Below are 16,640 nucleotides of genomic sequence, written 5' to 3' on the forward strand. Positions count from 1 at the left end.
GGCACAGGAACGGTGGCCGACCCGAGGGCTGGGCCGGTCGCCGTCCTTTTGGCATGATCAGGCCTCCGGAATCAGTCGCACACGCTTGCACCACTCGGGGGAGGTCGGCACAGGTGATCCTCACGGTCACGCTGAACACCGCTCTCGACATCACCTACCGGGTCCCGGCGCTGCGGCCGCACGCCTCGCACCGGGTGACCGACGTGACGGAACGCCCCGGCGGCAAGGGGCTGAACGTCGCCCGCGTGCTGGCCGCCCTCGGCCACGAGGTGACGGTCACCGGTTTCGTGGGCGGGGCGACGGGACGTGTCGTACGGGAGCGGCTCACCCAGGTGGCCGACGCGCTCGTACCGGTCCGCGGGACCACCCGCCGTACGGTCGCCGTCGTGGACGCCGGCACCGGTGACACGACCCAGCTCAACGAGCCCGGCCCCGTCATCACGCCCACCGAGTGGTCCGCCTTCCAGCGGGCGTACTCGGAGTTGGTCGCCGACGCCGACGCGGTGGCCCTGTGCGGAAGTCTGCCGCCGGGGGTGCCGGTGGGGGCGTACGCGGGCCTGGTCCGTACGGCGCGGGCCGTGGGCATACCCGTCCTGCTGGACACGAGCGGTGAGCCGCTGCGCCGGGGGGTCGCCGCCCGCCCGGACATCATCAAGCCGAACGCCGCCGAGCTGGCCGAACTCACCGGTTCGCACGAGCCGCTGAGGGCGACTCAGGGCGCCCGGCGGCGGGGGGCGCAGTCCGTGGTGGCCTCGCTGGGAGCGGAGGGCGTGATCGCGGCGACACCGGAGGGCCGCTGGCGGGCCACCCCGCCCGCCCGGATGCACGGCAATCCCACGGGCGCCGGCGACTCGGTGTCGGCCGGTCTGCTCTCGGCCCTGGTCGAGGGCCTCACCTGGCCCGACCGGCTGGCCCGTGCCGTCGCGCTGTCCGCGGCGACCGTCCTCGCCCCGGTGGCCGGCGAGTTCGACCGCGCGGCGTACGAGGACCTGCTGGGCCGGGTCACGGTGACCGGGGAGGCCACCGCGCCTGAGGGTCAGTCCTTGACCTGACCCTCCTTCAGGTACAGCTGGTCGAGCAGCACGTCGCACTTGTCGCCGTTCTCACAGGAGACGGAGATCGTGTTGGTGCCCTTGGTGAGCGTGGGCCAGGAGTAGGTCTTGGTCCAGCCCTTGGCGAAGTCGCCGTCGTCGGCTTGCGCGAAGTTGCCCAGGTTCAGCTTGCTGCCGAAGACCTTGCCGTTGACGGTGAGCGTCATGGACTGGTCGTCACCGGCCGCGCTGTAGTGCGCGAAGAGGGTGTACGTGCCGTCCTTGGGAATGCCGTTGACCGTCCAGGTCACCGAGTTGCCCACCTGGTTGAGGTTGCCGACGTAGACGCCGCCGTCCGCCTCTGCGCCCTCGACGTCGGAGGCCAGGGCGGCGGTGCCGCCGAGTTTCAGGGCCTTGGCGTCGATCGTCGGCAGTTCCGCCTCGTTCGCCTCGCTCGTGGACGACTCGCTGGGCGAGGGGCTCGCGGAGGCGGAGGACGAGGGCGAGACCTCGGCGCCGGCCTTGTCGTCGTCGGTGCCGGAGTCGCCGTTGGCCATGGCCACCGCGATGCCGATCACGACCGCGGCGACCACCGCGACCGCGCCGATCAGCAGCCCCTTGGTGTTGGGGCCGCGGCCACGGCCGCCACCGCCCTGGGCCGGCTGCCGCCCGGTGGGTGCCCCGCCGGGGAGGGTCTCGGGCGCCGTGTAGTGCGCGTTCGGCTGGCCGTACGCGCCCTGCTGCTGCGGGGCCGTCGGCTGGCCGTACTGCCCGTACTGCGCGGTCTGCTGCTGCGGCTGCCCGTACTGGCGCTCGCCGACCGCACGCACTCTGCTGACCGAGTTGGGGTAGCCGTAGCCACCGCCGGAGGGCGGCTGGGCGCCGTTGGCCTGGCCGTCGGCGTAGAGGTAGCCGAACGGGTCGTCGTCCTCGGGCGTACTCGCGCCGTTGTTGCCGGGCGTCATCCCTTCGTACTCCTCAACAGGTGCGGGGCTGATGCGATGCAAGGTGAGAGTTGCGAGCCTACCCGCTCCCGGTGCCCCAAACGGGTGACTCGGATCGCATCAGCTCGGTGACCAGGCTGCTGACCTGGTCGTACGGCGTGGATTCACCCCGCACGTCTGTGCTGTTTGGGACGAGATCGTTTCTCGACGTACATCCGTTCGTCGGCGGACTTCAGGACCTCGTCGGCTGTCATCCCGCAGTGCGCCCATCCGATGCCGAAGCTGGCGCCCACCCGGACGGCCCGGCCCTCGGCGCGGATCGGCTGGATGATCTCGTTGCGCAGGCGTACGGCGAGGTCCGCCGCGTCGGCGCGGCCGAGTCCGTCGGCGAGGATCACGAACTCGTCGCCGCCGAGCCGGGCGACCGTGTCGCCGTCGCGCACGGCCCTGGAGAGGCGCCGGGCGACCTCGATGAGGACCGCGTCGCCCGCGTTGTGCCCGAACCGGTCGTTGATCGACTTGAAGCCGTCGAGGTCGCAGAAGAGGACCGCGAGCCCCTTGGTGCCGTCGTCGCGGACGCCGTCCTCGGGGGCGGCGGTGTGCACGTGGTGGTCGTAGGCGTCGTACGCCTCCGCGCCGGGGGGCCGGTAGTCGAAGCCGTGGCCGTTGGCGTCGAAGGCGGGGTGGCCGTAGGTCTGGTCCATGGCGTCGACCGCGGCGGGGTGCGTCGACTGGGGGCGCTGGCAGATCCGGGCGGAGAGCCGCGAGCGCAGTTCCGCGGAGTTGGGCAGGCCGGTCAGGGAGTCGTGGGAGGCGCGGTGGGCCAGCTGGAGCTCGCGCCGCTTGCGTTCCTCGATGTCCTCGACGTGGGTGAGCAGGAAGCGGGGCCCGTCGGCGGCGTCGGCGACGACGGAGTTGCGCAGGGACACCCAGACGTACGTCCCGTCCCGGCGCCCGAGCCTCAGCTCCGCGCGGCCGCCCTCCGCCGACGTACGCAGCAGGGTGCCTATGTCCTCGGGGTGGACGAGGTCGGAGAAGGAGTAGCGGCGCATCGCGGAGGCGGGGCGGCCGAGCAGGCGGCACAGGGCGTCGTTGGTCCTGAGGATCCGGCCGTGCTGGTCGCCGCCCATCTCGGCGATCGCCATGCCGGAGGGTGCGTATTCGAACGCCTGCCGGAAGGATTCCTCACTGGCCCTCAGGGCCTGCTGATCACGCTCGAGGCGCACCAGTGCCCGCTGCATATTCGCACGTAGACGCGCGTTGCTGATCGCGATGGCGGCCTGGAAGGCGTACATCTGCAGCGCCTCGCGCCCCCACGCGCCCGGTCGCCGGCCGTTGCGCGGCCGGTCCACGGACAGGACGCCGATCAGCTCGCCGCACTGACCGCCGCTGCCGGGTGCCGCCGGCGTGTACATGGGGGCGAAGAGCCGGTCCGAGGGGTGCCACTCGTCCTCGAAGCGGGGCGCGGGCCCGTCGGTGTACCACTGCGGGACGTCGTCGTCGTCGAGGACCCAGCCCTCGGTGTGGGGTATGAAGACCAGGTCACCCCAGGTCTCGCCCATGTTCAGGCGCCGCTCCCAGGAGGCTCTGGAGCCGACCCGGCCGGTGATGAGGGCCTCGGCGGCCGGGTTGCCCGCGAGGGCGGCGACCACGAGATCGCCGTCCGGGCGCACGAGGTTGACGCACGCCAACTCGTACCCGAGTGCCGTGACCACGCCGTCGGCGACGGTCTGCAGTGTGTCGGCCAGGCTGCGGGCCGTGTTCATGTCGGCCATGACCTGGTGCAGCTGTCGCAGGGACGCAAGACGGACGTACGGTTCCGACTCGGTCTCCATGCTTCGCCCTCCCCCCGAGACTTCGCAGCGAATCAAGGGTTGTCTTCGGCGTAACGTTCGTTTCTGTCGTTCCAGTCGTTGCGTATGCCCTAGTGACACCTCCGCCACTGAATCACAGCGCGCTGCCCACTCGGTACACAGGGTCAACAATTCATGCGTCTTGTGACTCAAGTCACAGAGGAACGTGAACATTTGAGTGGAGTTTCCGCGTTTCCCCTGTGTGCTTACCGAAACACAGGGAACAAACAGCGAATCCGTCCACGGACCTACGACCCTACTCGGACCGAGGTCCGATGCGGCGCGCCCACGGCTGACACTAGCGTTCCGGACGTGGCTCCCGACATTTTGAAGACTTCAGCCGTCCCCGCCCACTCCCCGGCCTCCGGGCATGCTGTGGGGGTGAGCAACGACGAGTTCCGCGCGGTCATGTCCCGGCTGGCCGGCGGCGTGGTCCTGGTGACCGCTCAGGAGCCGCCACTGGACCCGGACGACCCGCAGGCGCCGGCCGGCGAGAACGCCGGCATGACGGCGACCGCGTTCCTGTCGGTCTCCCTGGACCCGCCCCTGGTCCTGGTCAGCCTGCGCACGGGTTCCCGCATGGACGACCTGCTCGACGAGCAGCCCCTGTGGGCGGTGTCGGTGCTCTCCGAGAGCCAGCGGCACATCGCGGGCCGCTTCGCGATGAAGGGCCGCCTCAGCGACCGCCTGCTCTTCGAGGACATTCCGTACGTCCGCGGCGAGGTGACCGGCGCGCCCCTGGTGGGCGGGGCGCTGGGCACCCTGGAGTGCCGGACCGAGCAGCGGGTTACGGCGGGCGATCACACGCTGGTGATCGGCCGGGTGCTGAAGGCGCGGATGCCGAGTGCGGACGGCGGTCCGCTGGTGTATTTCCGGGGCCGTTACCGGCAGTTGGACTGACGGGAATTCAGTGGCCCGCCGTCGACCGGCCGTTTTACTTTGCCCGGATGACGACAAGGACTTCTCTCAAGCTCGAAGAAATCACCCCCGCGAATGTGGACGCGGCTCTCGCCATCAAGGTGCGGCCGGAGCAGGAATTCGCAGTCGCACCGGTGGTGAAGTCCCTCGCGGAGGCATACGTCCATCCCGGCGTCGCCTGGCCCCGGCTGATCTTGGACGGCGACCGTCCCGTCGGCTTCCTGATGGCCTTTTTCGACATCGACTGGAAACTCGACGGCACGGTGATCCGCTCCGGTCTGTGGCGCCTGAACATCGCGGCGGGCGAGCAGGGCCGGGGCTACGGGCGTTTCGCGGTGCAATCGGTCGCGGAGGAGATCCGGCGCCGGGGCGGCAGGGAGCTCTTCGTCAGCTGGCACGGGGGAGAGCACGGCCCGGAGAACTTCTATCTGGGGCTGGGCTTCCGCAGGAACGGGGAGAAGGTCGAGGGGGAGACGGTGGGGGTGCTGGCGCTGGACTGAGCCTCAGCGGGCACCGCGGGCCCGGCACTCCTCCAGGAAGTCCAGCAGGCGCAGATGGTGGCGGCGGGCGGTGCGGCCGAGGCTGATGTTGTGGCCGGCGTCCGGCTCGTGGTCGACGCGGACCAGCGGTGCGGCGAGGGACCGGGTCAGCTCCCGCAGGGCCGGGGGGTCCCAGGCCCACAGGCGTTCGTACTCGGCGAAGGTGAAGCGCACCGGGATACGGATACGGCGGGCCACCTCGGCGTACTTGCCGGGCCAGTCGGGGATCTCCTCGGCCTCCCGGGCCGGGACGGGCGCGACGAAGCCGCGGGCCAGCCGGAAGGTCTCCGGCGGATACAGGGTGAGCGGCCCCCAGTGAAGGCGGTGGTCGGGGCGGTGCCCCAGGGTGGCCAGCCGGTCGGGCGGTACGGCCCAGCGGGCGCCGACGCCGGAGACGTCCACCCCGAGGAGCCCTTCGCCGCACTCCGCCGCGGCAGCCGTGGTCAGCGCGACCTTGCCGCCCAGCGAGTGGCCCACGAGGAGGAACCCGGCCCCCGGGTCCCGCTCGGCGGCGTACGCGCGCAGGGCCGCCCGCACGCACCGGGCCTGCTCGGCGACGGGCAGCCCGTGCGGCAGACGGCGCGCCGAGAGGCCGTAGCCGGGGCGGTCCAGGGCGAGGGCGGCGTAGCCCGCGCCGGCGGCCAGGGAGAGCAGGGAGGTGGAGGCCTCGGCCTGGCCGTGGAAGTACCCGGCGGCCATCCCGCCGCCGTGCAGGGCGACGAGGACGGCGCGGGGCGGGGCAGCGGAGGGAAGGGCGAGCAGCCCGGAGAGCCGGATGCCACCGGCGTCGAGCTCGACGCGCCGGACGGGCTGGACCTGCTGCTGCCGGACCGGCTCTACCGGCTCGACCGGCTCTACCGGCTCGACCTGCTGTACGGCCATGGGCGGCGTCTCCTCGCTTGCGGGCTACCGTCCAATGTCACACCGACGGAAGCGGCCTGCGAGACGACGAGGGCCTGTCGAGGGTGCCTCCCGGCCCTCAGGCCCAGTCCCGCCCGGTCCTGCCCCGCTTGGTCTCGGACCGCTGCTTCTTCTCCCGCAGCCGCCGTTCGTTGATCCCGCGCGGTATGCGGGTCGGCCGACGCTGCTTGGGCGGCGGGGCGGTGGCTTCCGCGAGCAGCGCGGCGAGTCGTACGGCGGCGGCCTCGCGGTTGCGCCACTGGGACCGGTGCTCGGAGGAGCGGACGCTGACGACACCGTCGACGAGACGGCCGGCCAGCCGCTCCAGCGCCCGCGCCTTCCACACCTCGGGCAGGGCCTCGGTGCCGGCCAGGTCGAACCGCAGTTCCACCTGGGAGTCGCTGGTGTTGACGTGCTGCCCGCCCGGCCCCGAGGACCGCGAGAAACGCCACAGGAGCTCCGCCTCGGGCAGGGCGACGGAACCGCGGATGAGATAGGGACCGGACATGCCGACCATGTTCCCGCCCGGGTCGGCCCCGAGTCACCCCATTTAGCGACGGGGGGGACGGCTCGGTAAAGAAAGTAAAGAAACCGGGGGCTGCGGGGAACCTTGGCCGCGCTTCACTGCGTTCATAGGGATAGCTGTAGCTTCGTGCCCGTACGAAGCCCGTACGAAGCCGTACACAACGAGGGAAGGACTCCCAACCATGGCTGTAAGCCTGTCCAAGGGTGGCAACGTCTCGCTCACCAAGGAGGCTCCGGGCCTGACCGCCGTCACCGTGGGCCTCGGCTGGGACGTCCGTACCACCACCGGCACGGACTTCGACCTCGACGCCTCCGCCATCGCGGTCAACACGCAGGGCAAGGTCTACTCCGACGCCCACTTCGTCTTCTTCAACAACAAGCAGACCCCCGACAGCACGATCGTCCACACCGGCGACAACCGCACCGGTGAGGGCGCGGGCGACGACGAGGCGATCAACGTCAACCTGGCGGGCCTCCCGGCCGACATCGACAAGATCGTCTTCCCGGTCTCGATCTACGACGCGGAGAACCGCTCGCAGAACTTCGGCCAGGTCCGCAACGCCTACATCCGCATCGTCAACCAGGCCGGCGGCGCCGAGATCGCCCGCTACGACCTCTCGGAGGACGCGGCCACCGAGACGGCCATGGTCTTCGGCGAGCTCTACCGCAACGGCGCGGAGTGGAAGTTCCGCGCGGTCGGCCAGGGGTACGCCTCGGGCCTCGTCGGCATCGCCCAGGACTTCGGCGTGAACGTCTGACCCACCCGCACCACCACGCCGACCCGCCCCGGCTCCCCCAGGAGACCGGGGCGGTCGCGTACGCAAGGACGCGGCCTGGTCGGTGCCGGACGGTGACCGTAGCCTGCGCCCCATGATCCTGACCCCCCTCCCCCTCACCCCCGACCACGACATCCCGGCCCCCCTCCTCACCGAACTCACCGCCCTGTACGCCTCCAACCGCGAGTTCCAGGCGCTCAGCGGGGACTTCCCGGACCCGGACGACATCCGGCCGGAGCAGGTGGCGGCGGCGTTGGCGAAGGAGTCGGCGAACCCGGAGATCGAGGTGCTGCTGGCGCGCAGCGGGGGGCGGCTGGTGGGGGTCGTCATCACCCTCGCCCGGCATCCCGACCCCGCCGACCCCGACCCGTGGATCGGCCTGCTGATGGTCGACGCGAGCGCGCACGGGCAGGGGTACGGCCGGCGCATCGCCGGGCAGGTCGAGGAGCGGTTCCGCCGCGACGGCCGTACCGCCGTTCGCCTCGCCGTCCTCGACGCCAACCCCAAGGGGCTCGCCTTCTGGACGGCCCTGGGATACGAGGTCGTCGCTCACCGGCCCGACCTCCAACTGGGCCGGCCCTGTTCCGTGTTGCGCAAGCCGCTCCCGACCGTCCGCCTCGCCGGCCGCGTCGCCGTCCTCGACCCCGACGGCGCCGTCTTCCTCTTCCGGTACGACGGCGAGGACATCGGCCCGCACTGGGCGCTGCCCGGCGGTGGCCTTGAGGAGGACGAGACCCCGCTGGAGGGGGCCTTGCGCGAGGTGCGTGAGGAGACGGGGTGGGGGGACGTGACGCCGGGCCGGCTCCTGTGTGTGTGGGAGCACGACTTCACCCGCATGGGACACCGCGTCCGCCAGCACGATCACATCTACGTCTCCCACGGAGCCCACCGCGAACCGACCGGCCCCCACCTCGCCGCCGAGCACGCCAGGGACGGCATCCTCGGCGGACGCTGGTGGAGCAGGGAGGAACTGCGCACCACGGCCGAACTCGTATGGCCGCCCCACCTGGCCCGACTGCTCGACGAGGCCGACGGAGCCGGCCCCGGCCCCGGCGAGAGGGGCTGAGCCCGCGGTGGAGTGGACCACCCTCGCCGCCACCGGCCTCGGCGCCCTCGTCGGTGTCGGCTCCACCCTCCTCGCCGACCGGGTGCGTTGGCGCCGCGAACGGGCGGAGCGGACCCGGCAGGAGCGCAAGGAGATCTACGTGACCTGTCTGACGAAGTACCGGCAGGCGTACGAGGACATGTACGCGGCAGCGAGCCGGCCCCCGGAAGGGGTCGCCCGGGAAGCCGCCGTACGCGAGGCCTTCCGCGCCTCCGGCTGTGACGAGGTCCGCGAGTCGGCGCTGATATGCGCCCCGCAGGCGCTGAGCGACGTCCTGGAGACCGTCTACGAGACCCTTCGGGACCTGCTGGAGGTCCTGGCCCGCGGTGAACCTCCTCTGGACTCCCCCGCGTTCCAGGAGCGGCGGCTCAGGCACGGGAAGGCCGTGTGGGCCGCCCGCGCGGCGATGCGGCGCGACCTCGGCCTACGGGGCTGAGGCCGGGACTCCCCTGGCTACGGCCGCTCCGGTTTCCCCTCCCCGTACAGCCAGTCGTCCCAGATCCCGGTGAAGTCCTCGTCCGGCACCTGCTGTTCGACGTAGGTCGTGAAGTCCTCGGTGCTCGCGTTGCCGTGGCGGTGGGCGGCGGTCCAGCCCTGGACGAGGTCGTAGAACGTGTCGTCGCCGACCGTCCGGCGGATGCGGTGGATCACCATCGCGCCGCGCTGGTAGACGGGGTCGCCGGAGATCTGCGCGGCGGTCGTGGGCTCGGCGGGCGGGAAGGACCAGAGGTCCTCGTACGTGTCCTCGCCGTGGTCGTACAGCTCGGTGAAGGTCTCCTCCGCCGTGTCGCCGCCCTCGTCCTCCGTCCACAGCCATTCGGCGTAGGTCGCGAAGCTCTCGTTGAGCCACATGTCCTGCCAGGTCCTGGGCGTCACGGAGTCGCCGAACCACTGGTGGGCGATCTCGTGGACGAGGGTCTCGGTGTCCGGGGCACCCGGGTACACCGGGCGGGTCTGGGTCTCCAGGGCGTAGGCCGAGTCCTCCGGGCGGTCGACGATCGCGCCGGTGGAGGAGAACGGGTACGGGCCGAAGTTGTCCTCCGCCCACTCCATCACCTCGGGGAGCCGGGCGAGCACCCTGCGGCTCGCGGACACCTGCGACGGGTCGACCGCGACGTACACCGGCAGGCCGTCCCGGATGGAGGAGCGGGTGACGGTGTAGCGGCCGATCGCCACCGTCGCCGCGTAGCTCGCCATCGGCTCGGCGGTGTGCCAGGTGAAGGTCGTGCGGCCGTTCACCGTCCTCGCACCGCTCAGCTCTCCGTTGGAGACCGCCGTCAGGTCTTCCGGGACCGTGACGGCGATGTCGTACGTCGCCTTGTCGGAGGGGTGGTGGTTGCCGGGGAACCAGGCCATGGAGCCGGTCGGTTCGCCGAGGGCCAGCGCTCCGTCCTCGGTGCGCAGCCAGCCCTCCTTCGAGCGGTCCGGGTCGGTGAGCGTCCGGGGCGTGCCGGAGTAGCTCACCCTCGTCTCGAAGGTCTCGCCCTTGTCCAAGCCGCCGGGCGGGCGGACGGTGAGCTCCTGGCCGTCGCGGTCGGCACCGGCCGCCGCGCCCTCGACGGTGACCTTCGTGACCTCCATGCCCTGCAGGTCGAGGTCGAAGGACGCGAGGTCCCGCGTGGCGCGGGCCGTGATGGCCGCCGTACCGGTGAGACGGTGGGTGCCGGGGTCGTAGGCGAGGGTCAGGCCGTAGTGGGAGACGTCGTAGCCGCCGTTGCCGGCCTTCGGGAAGTAGCGGTCGCCCACGCCCGGGGCGCCTCGCGCACCGTCGGGCGATCCGCTGTCCTCGCATGCCGTGAGCACAAGGCCCAGGGACAAGAACGCGACGGCCGGGACAAGGCGTACGGATCTGGACATGTCAGAGATCCTAGGGGGCCCGTGCGTCCACGCGTCCGTGACACCATCGCCTACGTGCTCGACATCGGCTACGCCCTCTCCAACCGCTTCCCGGACCCCCCGCAGACGGACTACCGCCGCGCGGACGTCCACGCCCTGCGCCACGACCTGTTCTGCGGTGACGTGTACCTCGCGGACACCAAGGCGGACCGGGAGTTGTCCACAGCCTGGGGATGGGTGCCGGTGCTCGACTTCGCCTGGGCGCTGTGCGACATCGTGGAGCGGATCGACCAGGACCCGGCGGGCTCCCGCGCCTCCCGCCCCCAGTACGCCGAACTCGACTTCACCGAGTCCACCGACCGGATGCTCTTCGAGCGCCGCTTCGGCTGGGTGGACATCGAGGCCGACTGGATGCCGGCCGAGGAACCCCCGCTCACCTTCTCCCACACCGAACTCCGGCGAGAGGCCCGCGACTTCCTCCACGACCTCCTCGCCGACCTGACCGACCTCCATGAGGACCTGGCCGAGAACCCGGCCGTCTGGACCCTCCAGGCCCGCTTCCCGAGAATCGGCTGAACGCCGGCGGCCGCCCCGTCGCCCCGCCCGGCCCTCAGCCCTCCACCCGTATCCCCAGCGCCCCCGCCAGGACCGGAGCCAGGTCCAGTAGCTGCGTCGCGCTGATCACCGCGCCCGAGAGGCGGTCGACGCCTGCCGCGACGGTCAGTTCGGCCGCGGCGCGCAGGTCGACGTCCGTCAGGGTCGCCGCGGTGAGGTCCGCCGACCGCAGGGCGCAGTCGACGAACTCGACGCGCTCCAGGCGGGCGCCGCCGAAGTCCGGTTCGACCAGGACACAGGACTCGAAGACGACGTCCCGCAGCCGTGCCTGGCGGAGGTTCAGGAAATCGATCTTGCCGCCTCTGATCAGCACCCGCTCCAGGACCGCCCCGTGCAGCTGGGTGCCGCCGAGGCGGGCGTCGACCAGCTCGACATCGCGCAGGGTCGCGTCCGCGAGGTCCGTGCCGACACCCCGGACGCCGGTGAGGACCGAGTCGAGGACACGGGCGCGGGTCAGGGCCGTCCCGTCCAGCGCGCACTCCGTCAGCGCGCAGTCCATGAAGCGGGCGCCCACGCCGTCCTGCCCGGCCAGGTCGGCCTCCCGGAACTCCACGCCGTCGTAGTCCCCGTCCGGCTCCAGCTCCCCTCCCCCGTACGGCTCCAGTGCCGGCAGCCGCACCTCCGGCCGCCGCGCACCCTTCACGGCCCCACCGGTCCCGCTCGCTCGCCTCGCCATGCCCCCCATCCTGCACCCCGCCACCGACAATCCCCCTGACCTGGAGCGACGCCCCTTGACCTCAACCATGCTCGAGGTTGAAGAGTGGGTGCCCGAGCACGACGGAGATCGGGCCGGGAACGGCCACCGACAGAGAACGCCAACCGATGGGGGACCCCAGATGCACGCCATCCGCCTGCACGCCTTCGGCCCGGCCGAGAACCTCACCTACGAGGAGGTGGACGACCCCGTCCCCGGCCCCGGCCAGGTCCGTATCGCCGTACGAGCCGCCGGTGTCCACCTCCTGGACACGGCCCTGCGCGAAGGACTGCGGGGCCCCGCCGCCGCGCCGCCCCCGCTGCCCACCGTCCCCGGCCGCGAGGTCGCCGGTGTCGTCGAGTCCCTCGGCCCCGGCGCCCCCGGCTCCTGGCTCGGCCGACGCGTCGTCGCCCACCTCGGCTTCGCGCCGGGGGTGCCCCAGGGCTCTTCCGGCGTCGGGGGAGGCTATGCCGAACTCGCCGTCACCGACGCCGACCGTCTCCACGAGATCCCGGCGACCCTGGACCCCGCCCAGGCCGTCGCGATGATCGGCACGGGCCGTACGGCCCTGGGGATCGCGCAGTTCGCCGCGCTCGGGCCGGACACGGTGGCCCTCGTCCCGGCGGCCGCCGGAGGTATCGGCACCCTCCTGGTCCAGTACGCCAGGAACGCCGGCGCCACCGTCATCGGCCTCGCCGGCGGGCCGGCCAAGACCGCCCGGGTCGCGGCCAACGGCGCCGACCTCGCCGTCGACTACACGGACCCCTCCTGGCCGCAGAGGGTCCGTGCCCACCTCGGCGGCCGGGCCGTCACCGTCGTCTTCGACGGCGTCGGCGGGGAGGTGGCCCGCGAAGCCGTCGCCCTCCTCGCCGACAACGGCAGGCACCTCGTCTTCGGCTGGTCCGCGGAGGGCATCCGAGACGGAAAGGGCCACTTCGTCGAGGGCGTCTCCCAGTCGGTCCTGGGGCCGGTGATGCTGGAGCGGGCCGGAGGCGTGCGCCCCCTGGAGGAACGCGCCCTCGCCGAGGCCGCCGCAGGCCGACTCACCCCCGCCGTCCACCGCTTCCCGCTCGCCGAGGCCCCCGCCGCCCACCGGGCCCTGGAGACCCGCGGAACCACCGGAAAGGTGGTGCTGGAACCATGACCCGCCACCATCCCCTCACAGGAAGGGGATGCGATACACGCCGATTCATGGTCTTCTGGGCGAATGAGTGTCACCCGGACAGGTGAACCCTCGACGGAGCCGGACCAGCCCGACCCCCGCCGCTGGTGGGGTCTGGTGATCATCGCCCTCGCTCAGCTGATGGTCGTCCTGGACGCGACGATCGTGAACATCGCGCTCCCCTCCGCCCAGCAGGACCTGGGAATCTCGGACGGCAACCGCCAGTGGGTCATCACCGCCTACACCCTCGCCTTCGGCGGCCTGCTGCTGCTCGGCGGCCGCATCGCCGACCTGGTCGGCCGCAAACGCACCTTCGTCGTCGGACTGATCGGCTTCGCCGCCGCCTCCGCGCTCGGCGGCGCCGCCGTCGACTCCGGGATGCTGTTCGGCGCCCGCGCCCTCCAGGGCGCCTTCGCCGCCGTCCTCGCGCCCTCCGCGCTCAGCCTCCTGACGACGACGTTCACCGACCCCAAGGAACGCGGCAAGGCCTTCGGCATCTACGGCGCCCTGGCCGGCAGCGGCGCCGCGATCGGCTTCATCGTGGGCGGAGTGCTCACCGAGTACCTGAACTGGCGCTGGTGCCTGTACGTGAACGTGCCGATCGCGATCATCGCCGTCCTCGGCGCCTCCGCCCTGCTCCACGACCGCCCCGGCCACCGGGGCGCCCGCCTCGACGTACCCGGCGTGCTGCTGGGTTGCGGCGGCCTGCTCGCGATCGTCTACGGCTTCAGCGAGGCCGAGCCGCGCGGCTGGACCGACCCGTTCGTGCTGTCCCTGTTCGCGGCCGGCGCCGTCCTGCTCACCGTCTTCGTGTGGTGGCAGACGAGGGCACCCAGCCCCCTCCTCCCCCTGCACATCATCAAGGACCGCAACCGCGCGGGCTGCTTCCTGACCATGATGCTGGCCATCATCGGCATGTTCGGCCTGTTCCTGTTCATGACCTACTACCTGCAGGTCATCCTCGGTTACTCCCCCATGAAGACCGGCTTCGCCTTCCTCCCCCTCACCCTCGCGATCATCACCGGCTCCACCCAGATCTCCGCCCGCCTGATGAACCGCGTGCCGCCGCGCGCCCTGATGGTCCCCGGGATGATCCTCGCCTCCGGCGGCATGCTGGTCCTCACCCAGATGACGGTCGACTCGTCCTACACCAGCGAGATCCTGCCCGCGCTGCTCCTCATGGGTCTCGGCATGGGCCTGACCTTCATGCCGGTCTTCGCCACGGCCACGGCCGGGGTCGCCCCGCAGGACGCCGGCGTCACCTCCGCCACCGTCAACACCTCGCAGCAGGTGGGCGGCTCCATCGGTACGGCACTGCTCAACACGATCGCCACCACCAGCAGCACCGCCTACATCACCGCCCACCTCACCCGCGCCGCCGACCGCGACGCGATCACCCGCGCGGGCATCGTCCACGGCTACACGGTCGCCATCTGGTGGGCCGCCGGCATCATGCTGCTGGCCGGCCTGATAGCGGGCCTGATGGTGACCGCGAAACCGCCCAAGCAGCACGCCCCCGCGGAGACGGCCGTACCGGAGCCCGTCGGCTGACGGCCCCCGCCGCTCGCCGGGGGGACGGGACCGGCCGGTGCCTCAGTGGCGGCCGGCCCGCAAGCCTCAGTGGCGCCCCGCCACCCGGTCCGCGACCCGCGCCAGCCGCGACGACCGCGTACTGTGCCGCTCGGTCTCGCGCCGGTCGGCGGTCCGGTAGGTGGCGTACATCCCCTGCACACCCAGCCAGCGCAGCGGCTCCGGCTCCCACTTGCGCACCTTGTGCCCCACCCACGGCAGCACGGTCAGCTCGGTCTGCCCGCCCTCCCCGGAGTCGAACCGGACGAGGTCGCACAGCGTCCGTCCGGCCAGATTGGCGGTCGCGACCCCGGAGCCCACGTACCCGCCCGCCCAGCCGAGGCCCGTGGCCCGGTCCAGCGTCACCGTGGCGCACCAGTCACGCGGCACCCCCAGCACCCCGGACCAGGCATGCTCGACCCGCACCCCGGCCAGCGCCGGGAAGAACCCGACCAGAATCTCCCGCAACGCCTCGACGGTCTCCGGCCGCGTCCGCCCGTCGTTGTCGGTCCGCGACCCGAAGCGGTACGGCACCCCCCGCCCACCGAGCGCGATCCGCCCGTCGGCGGTGCGCTGGGCGTACATATAGGCGTGCGCCATGTCGCCGAGCGCCTCCCGCCCCTCCCAGCCGACGGCCGCCCACTGCTCCCGCGTGAGCGGCTCGGTGGCGATCATCGACGAGTTCATGGGCAGCCAGGTCCGCTTCTCCCCCTTCAGGGCGGCCGTGAACCCCTCCGTGCACCGCAGCACATACGGCGCCCGCACGGTCCCGTACGGCGTCACCGCCCGCCCCACGAGGATCTCGGTCACCGGCGTGGACTCGTGAACAGCGACCCCCAGCCCCTCGACGACGGCCGCCAGCCCCTTCACCAGCTTCACCGGATGCACCCGTGCCCCGTGCGGCGTCCACGTCGACCCGACGGCCCCCGCCACCCGCACCCGCTCGGCGGTCTCCCGGGCCCCGTACAGCTCGCGGTCCTTCTCCCCGTACGACAGCTCATGGGCGTGGAAGTCCCTCAGCCGGGCCAGCTGCGCGGGCGTCCGGGCGACCTCCAGCACGCCGCCCTCGTGGACGTCGGCCCCGAAGCCCTCCGCCCGCATGACGCGCACGACCTCGCCGACGGTGTCGTTCATCGCCCGCTGCAGCCGCACGGCGGCCTCGTGCCCGTGCAGGGCGGCGTACCGGTCACGCCCCGCGATCCCGTTGTACAGCCAGCCGCCGTTGCGCCCCGAGGCCCCGTACCCGCAGAACCGCTGCTCCAGCACGACGATCCGCAGCCCGGGCGCCGCCTTCTTCAGGTAGTACGCCGTCCACAGCCCCGTGTACCCGCCTCCGACGATCACGACGTCCGCGACCGCGTCCCCCGCGAGCGGCTCCCGTACCGCCGGGAGCCCGTCATCCGCGTACCAGAAGGAGACGCCACCGTTCACGACACCGCCGGCCGGCGGGGGAGTGCTGCTCATGCCCGGACGCTAACCCGGTGGAACGGCCCCTGTCTCCTTCGGATTCCGCACTCTTTCCCGCCCCCTGACCAGCGGATAACAACCGAGACCGATGAGTACGGCGGCGAAGTGACCGAAGTCGGTGAAGGTCGGCCCGGCCGTCAACGGCACGACGAACACCCCGAGCACGACCGCGACATACCCATACCGCCAGGGCACCGGCACCCGGTACGCGAGCACCGCCACCACCCCCGCCAGCGCGTAACTCACCCCCACGTCGAGGGTGTTGACGTACGACTCGGGCGCGATCCCGTCCCGGATCGCCTTCAACAGCGCACCCTCGCTGATCAGCGTCGCCAGCACATGCGCCGCCACGCACACCACCAGCCAGCGCACGGTCCCCAGCCACCGCTCCACCTGGGCGTGGAACACGGAGTACAGCACCGCGTACGGCACCCAGGAGCCGCCGTCGATCCACATCGCACTCGCGATCAGCGCCCGCACCGGATGCCGCGACAGCTCATGGAGGTTCGTCGAACGCTGCCGCAGGAACTCCTGCTCGAACTCCGGAGACATGTGACGCAGCGCCACCGTGGTGACGAAGAGGATCCCCAGCCACACATACGTGCCGGGCGCACCGCGGACATACGCCCACACCGCCCGCCGCACACCGGAAACGCCCCGGAGCCGATTCACACCCGCAAGTATCGTCCCTGCGGGAAGGGCACCT

The 16,640-nt window shown here is 71.9% G+C and carries 17 protein-coding genes; 9 read left to right on the forward strand and 8 right to left on the reverse strand.

The window, feature by feature from the left end; all coding sequences use genetic code 11:
• The first annotated feature begins 113 nt into the window (after window positions 1-113).
• Entirely contained in the window at window positions 114-1,052 is a 939-nt protein-coding gene (locus ACIBVL_RS38250) for a 1-phosphofructokinase family hexose kinase (RefSeq protein WP_399104973.1), read from the forward strand.
• Here ACIBVL_RS38250 and ACIBVL_RS38255 read toward each other — a convergent pair.
• Both ACIBVL_RS38255 and cdgB read right to left on the reverse strand, forming a co-directional pair.
• Entirely contained in the window at window positions 1,037-1,996 is a 960-nt protein-coding gene (locus tag ACIBVL_RS38255; protein WP_399104975.1) for a carbohydrate-binding protein, read from the reverse strand. The genes ACIBVL_RS38250 and ACIBVL_RS38255 overlap by 16 nt on opposite strands.
• Before the next feature lie 143 nt (window positions 1,997-2,139).
• Window positions 2,140-3,810, reverse strand: a complete 1,671-nt coding sequence (gene cdgB / locus ACIBVL_RS38260; RefSeq protein WP_399104977.1) for a diguanylate cyclase CdgB — start codon at window positions 3,808-3,810, stop codon at window positions 2,140-2,142.
• 399 nt (window positions 3,811-4,209) lie between these two features.
• Here cdgB and ACIBVL_RS38265 point away from each other — a divergent pair, with 399 nt between their 5' ends.
• Both ACIBVL_RS38265 and ACIBVL_RS38270 read left to right on the forward strand, forming a co-directional pair.
• Entirely contained in the window at window positions 4,210-4,728 is a 519-nt protein-coding gene (locus ACIBVL_RS38265) for a flavin reductase family protein (protein WP_399104979.1), read from the forward strand.
• A 47-nt stretch (window positions 4,729-4,775) separates the two neighbouring features.
• Window positions 4,776-5,246, forward strand: coding sequence for a GNAT family N-acetyltransferase (locus ACIBVL_RS38270; protein WP_399104981.1), 471 nt, complete (start codon window positions 4,776-4,778; stop codon window positions 5,244-5,246).
• A 3-nt stretch (window positions 5,247-5,249) separates the two neighbouring features.
• Here ACIBVL_RS38270 and ACIBVL_RS38275 read toward each other — a convergent pair whose 3' ends face one another.
• A complete protein-coding gene (locus tag ACIBVL_RS38275) occupies window positions 5,250-6,167 on the reverse strand; it encodes an alpha/beta hydrolase (RefSeq protein ID WP_399104983.1) in 918 nt (305 codons plus the stop codon).
• 97 nt (window positions 6,168-6,264) lie between these two features.
• Complete coding sequence (gene arfB / locus ACIBVL_RS38280; RefSeq protein ID WP_399104985.1) at window positions 6,265-6,702, reverse strand: alternative ribosome rescue aminoacyl-tRNA hydrolase ArfB; 438 nt, start codon at window positions 6,700-6,702, stop codon at window positions 6,265-6,267.
• A gap of 190 nt (window positions 6,703-6,892) precedes the next feature.
• Between arfB and ACIBVL_RS38285 the strand changes: the two genes are divergently transcribed.
• From ACIBVL_RS38285 to ACIBVL_RS38295, 3 genes are all read left to right on the forward strand, one after another.
• Complete coding sequence (locus ACIBVL_RS38285; RefSeq protein WP_037709701.1) at window positions 6,893-7,468, forward strand: TerD family protein; 576 nt, start codon at window positions 6,893-6,895, stop codon at window positions 7,466-7,468.
• A 112-nt stretch (window positions 7,469-7,580) separates the two neighbouring features.
• Window positions 7,581-8,552 carry a GNAT family N-acetyltransferase gene (locus ACIBVL_RS38290; RefSeq protein ID WP_399104987.1) on the forward strand — a complete coding sequence of 324 codons (972 nt, stop codon included), beginning with the start codon at window positions 7,581-7,583 and terminating at the stop codon, window positions 8,550-8,552.
• A gap of 7 nt (window positions 8,553-8,559) precedes the next feature.
• Window positions 8,560-9,027 (forward strand): hypothetical protein, encoded by a 468-nt coding sequence (locus ACIBVL_RS38295; protein ID WP_399104989.1) that lies wholly within the window; start codon window positions 8,560-8,562, stop codon window positions 9,025-9,027.
• 17 nt (window positions 9,028-9,044) lie between these two features.
• Here ACIBVL_RS38295 and ACIBVL_RS38300 read toward each other — a convergent pair whose 3' ends face one another.
• Window positions 9,045-10,448, reverse strand: coding sequence for a M1 family metallopeptidase (locus tag ACIBVL_RS38300; RefSeq protein ID WP_399104991.1), 1,404 nt, complete (start codon window positions 10,446-10,448; stop codon window positions 9,045-9,047).
• A 54-nt stretch (window positions 10,449-10,502) separates the two neighbouring features.
• Between ACIBVL_RS38300 and ACIBVL_RS38305 the strand changes: the two genes are divergently transcribed.
• Window positions 10,503-11,003 (forward strand): hypothetical protein, encoded by a 501-nt coding sequence (locus ACIBVL_RS38305; protein WP_399105212.1) that lies wholly within the window; start codon window positions 10,503-10,505, stop codon window positions 11,001-11,003.
• A 34-nt stretch (window positions 11,004-11,037) separates the two neighbouring features.
• Here ACIBVL_RS38305 and ACIBVL_RS38310 read toward each other — a convergent pair whose 3' ends face one another.
• Window positions 11,038-11,718 (reverse strand): pentapeptide repeat-containing protein, encoded by a 681-nt coding sequence (locus ACIBVL_RS38310; protein ID WP_399104993.1) that lies wholly within the window; start codon window positions 11,716-11,718, stop codon window positions 11,038-11,040.
• A gap of 160 nt (window positions 11,719-11,878) precedes the next feature.
• On the opposite strand from ACIBVL_RS38310, the gene ACIBVL_RS38315 reads away from it, so the two are divergent.
• Both ACIBVL_RS38315 and ACIBVL_RS38320 read left to right on the forward strand, forming a co-directional pair.
• Window positions 11,879-12,880 (forward strand): zinc-binding dehydrogenase, encoded by a 1,002-nt coding sequence (locus tag ACIBVL_RS38315; protein ID WP_399104995.1) that lies wholly within the window; start codon window positions 11,879-11,881, stop codon window positions 12,878-12,880.
• Between the two features lie 63 nt (window positions 12,881-12,943).
• The gene (locus ACIBVL_RS38320) at window positions 12,944-14,449 is read left to right on the forward strand and encodes an MFS transporter (protein WP_399104997.1); all 1,506 of its coding nucleotides are present in this window, start codon (window positions 12,944-12,946) and stop codon (window positions 14,447-14,449) included.
• 66 nt (window positions 14,450-14,515) lie between these two features.
• Here ACIBVL_RS38320 and ACIBVL_RS38325 read toward each other — a convergent pair whose 3' ends face one another.
• Together ACIBVL_RS38325 and ACIBVL_RS38330 are read right to left on the reverse strand one after the other, a co-directional pair.
• Window positions 14,516-15,931, reverse strand: coding sequence for an FAD-dependent oxidoreductase (locus tag ACIBVL_RS38325; protein ID WP_399104999.1), 1,416 nt, complete (start codon window positions 15,929-15,931; stop codon window positions 14,516-14,518).
• Between the two features lie 9 nt (window positions 15,932-15,940).
• On the reverse strand, window positions 15,941-16,606 hold the full coding sequence (locus tag ACIBVL_RS38330) for a rhomboid-like protein (RefSeq protein ID WP_399105001.1): 666 nt from the start codon (window positions 16,604-16,606) through the stop codon (window positions 15,941-15,943).
• Between the last annotated feature and the right edge of the window lie 34 nt (window positions 16,607-16,640).

The sequence above is a fragment of the Streptomyces sp. NPDC049687 genome, assembly GCF_044465285.1.
Lineage (GTDB): Bacteria > Actinomycetota > Actinomycetes > Streptomycetales > Streptomycetaceae > Streptomyces.

Coding starts and splice junctions, on each gene's coding strand:
- ACIBVL_RS38255 (WP_399104975.1), bottom strand. CDS start 1,996: ATGACGCCCGGCAACAACGGCGCGAGTACGCCCGAGGACGACGACCCG.
- ACIBVL_RS38285 (WP_037709701.1), top strand. CDS start 6,893: ATGGCTGTAAGCCTGTCCAAGGGTGGCAACGTCTCGCTCACCAAGGAG.
- cdgB (WP_399104977.1), bottom strand. CDS start 3,810: ATGGAGACCGAGTCGGAACCGTACGTCCGTCTTGCGTCCCTGCGACAG.
- ACIBVL_RS38290 (WP_399104987.1), top strand. CDS start 7,581: ATGATCCTGACCCCCCTCCCCCTCACCCCCGACCACGACATCCCGGCC.
- ACIBVL_RS38310 (WP_399104993.1), bottom strand. CDS start 11,718: ATGGCGAGGCGAGCGAGCGGGACCGGTGGGGCCGTGAAGGGTGCGCGG.
- arfB (WP_399104985.1), bottom strand. CDS start 6,702: ATGGTCGGCATGTCCGGTCCCTATCTCATCCGCGGTTCCGTCGCCCTG.
- ACIBVL_RS38300 (WP_399104991.1), bottom strand. CDS start 10,448: ATGTCCAGATCCGTACGCCTTGTCCCGGCCGTCGCGTTCTTGTCCCTG.
- ACIBVL_RS38275 (WP_399104983.1), bottom strand. CDS start 6,167: ATGGCCGTACAGCAGGTCGAGCCGGTAGAGCCGGTCGAGCCGGTAGAG.
- ACIBVL_RS38325 (WP_399104999.1), bottom strand. CDS start 15,931: ATGAGCAGCACTCCCCCGCCGGCCGGCGGTGTCGTGAACGGTGGCGTC.
- ACIBVL_RS38315 (WP_399104995.1), top strand. CDS start 11,879: ATGCACGCCATCCGCCTGCACGCCTTCGGCCCGGCCGAGAACCTCACC.
- ACIBVL_RS38270 (WP_399104981.1), top strand. CDS start 4,776: ATGACGACAAGGACTTCTCTCAAGCTCGAAGAAATCACCCCCGCGAAT.
- ACIBVL_RS38320 (WP_399104997.1), top strand. CDS start 12,944: ATGAGTGTCACCCGGACAGGTGAACCCTCGACGGAGCCGGACCAGCCC.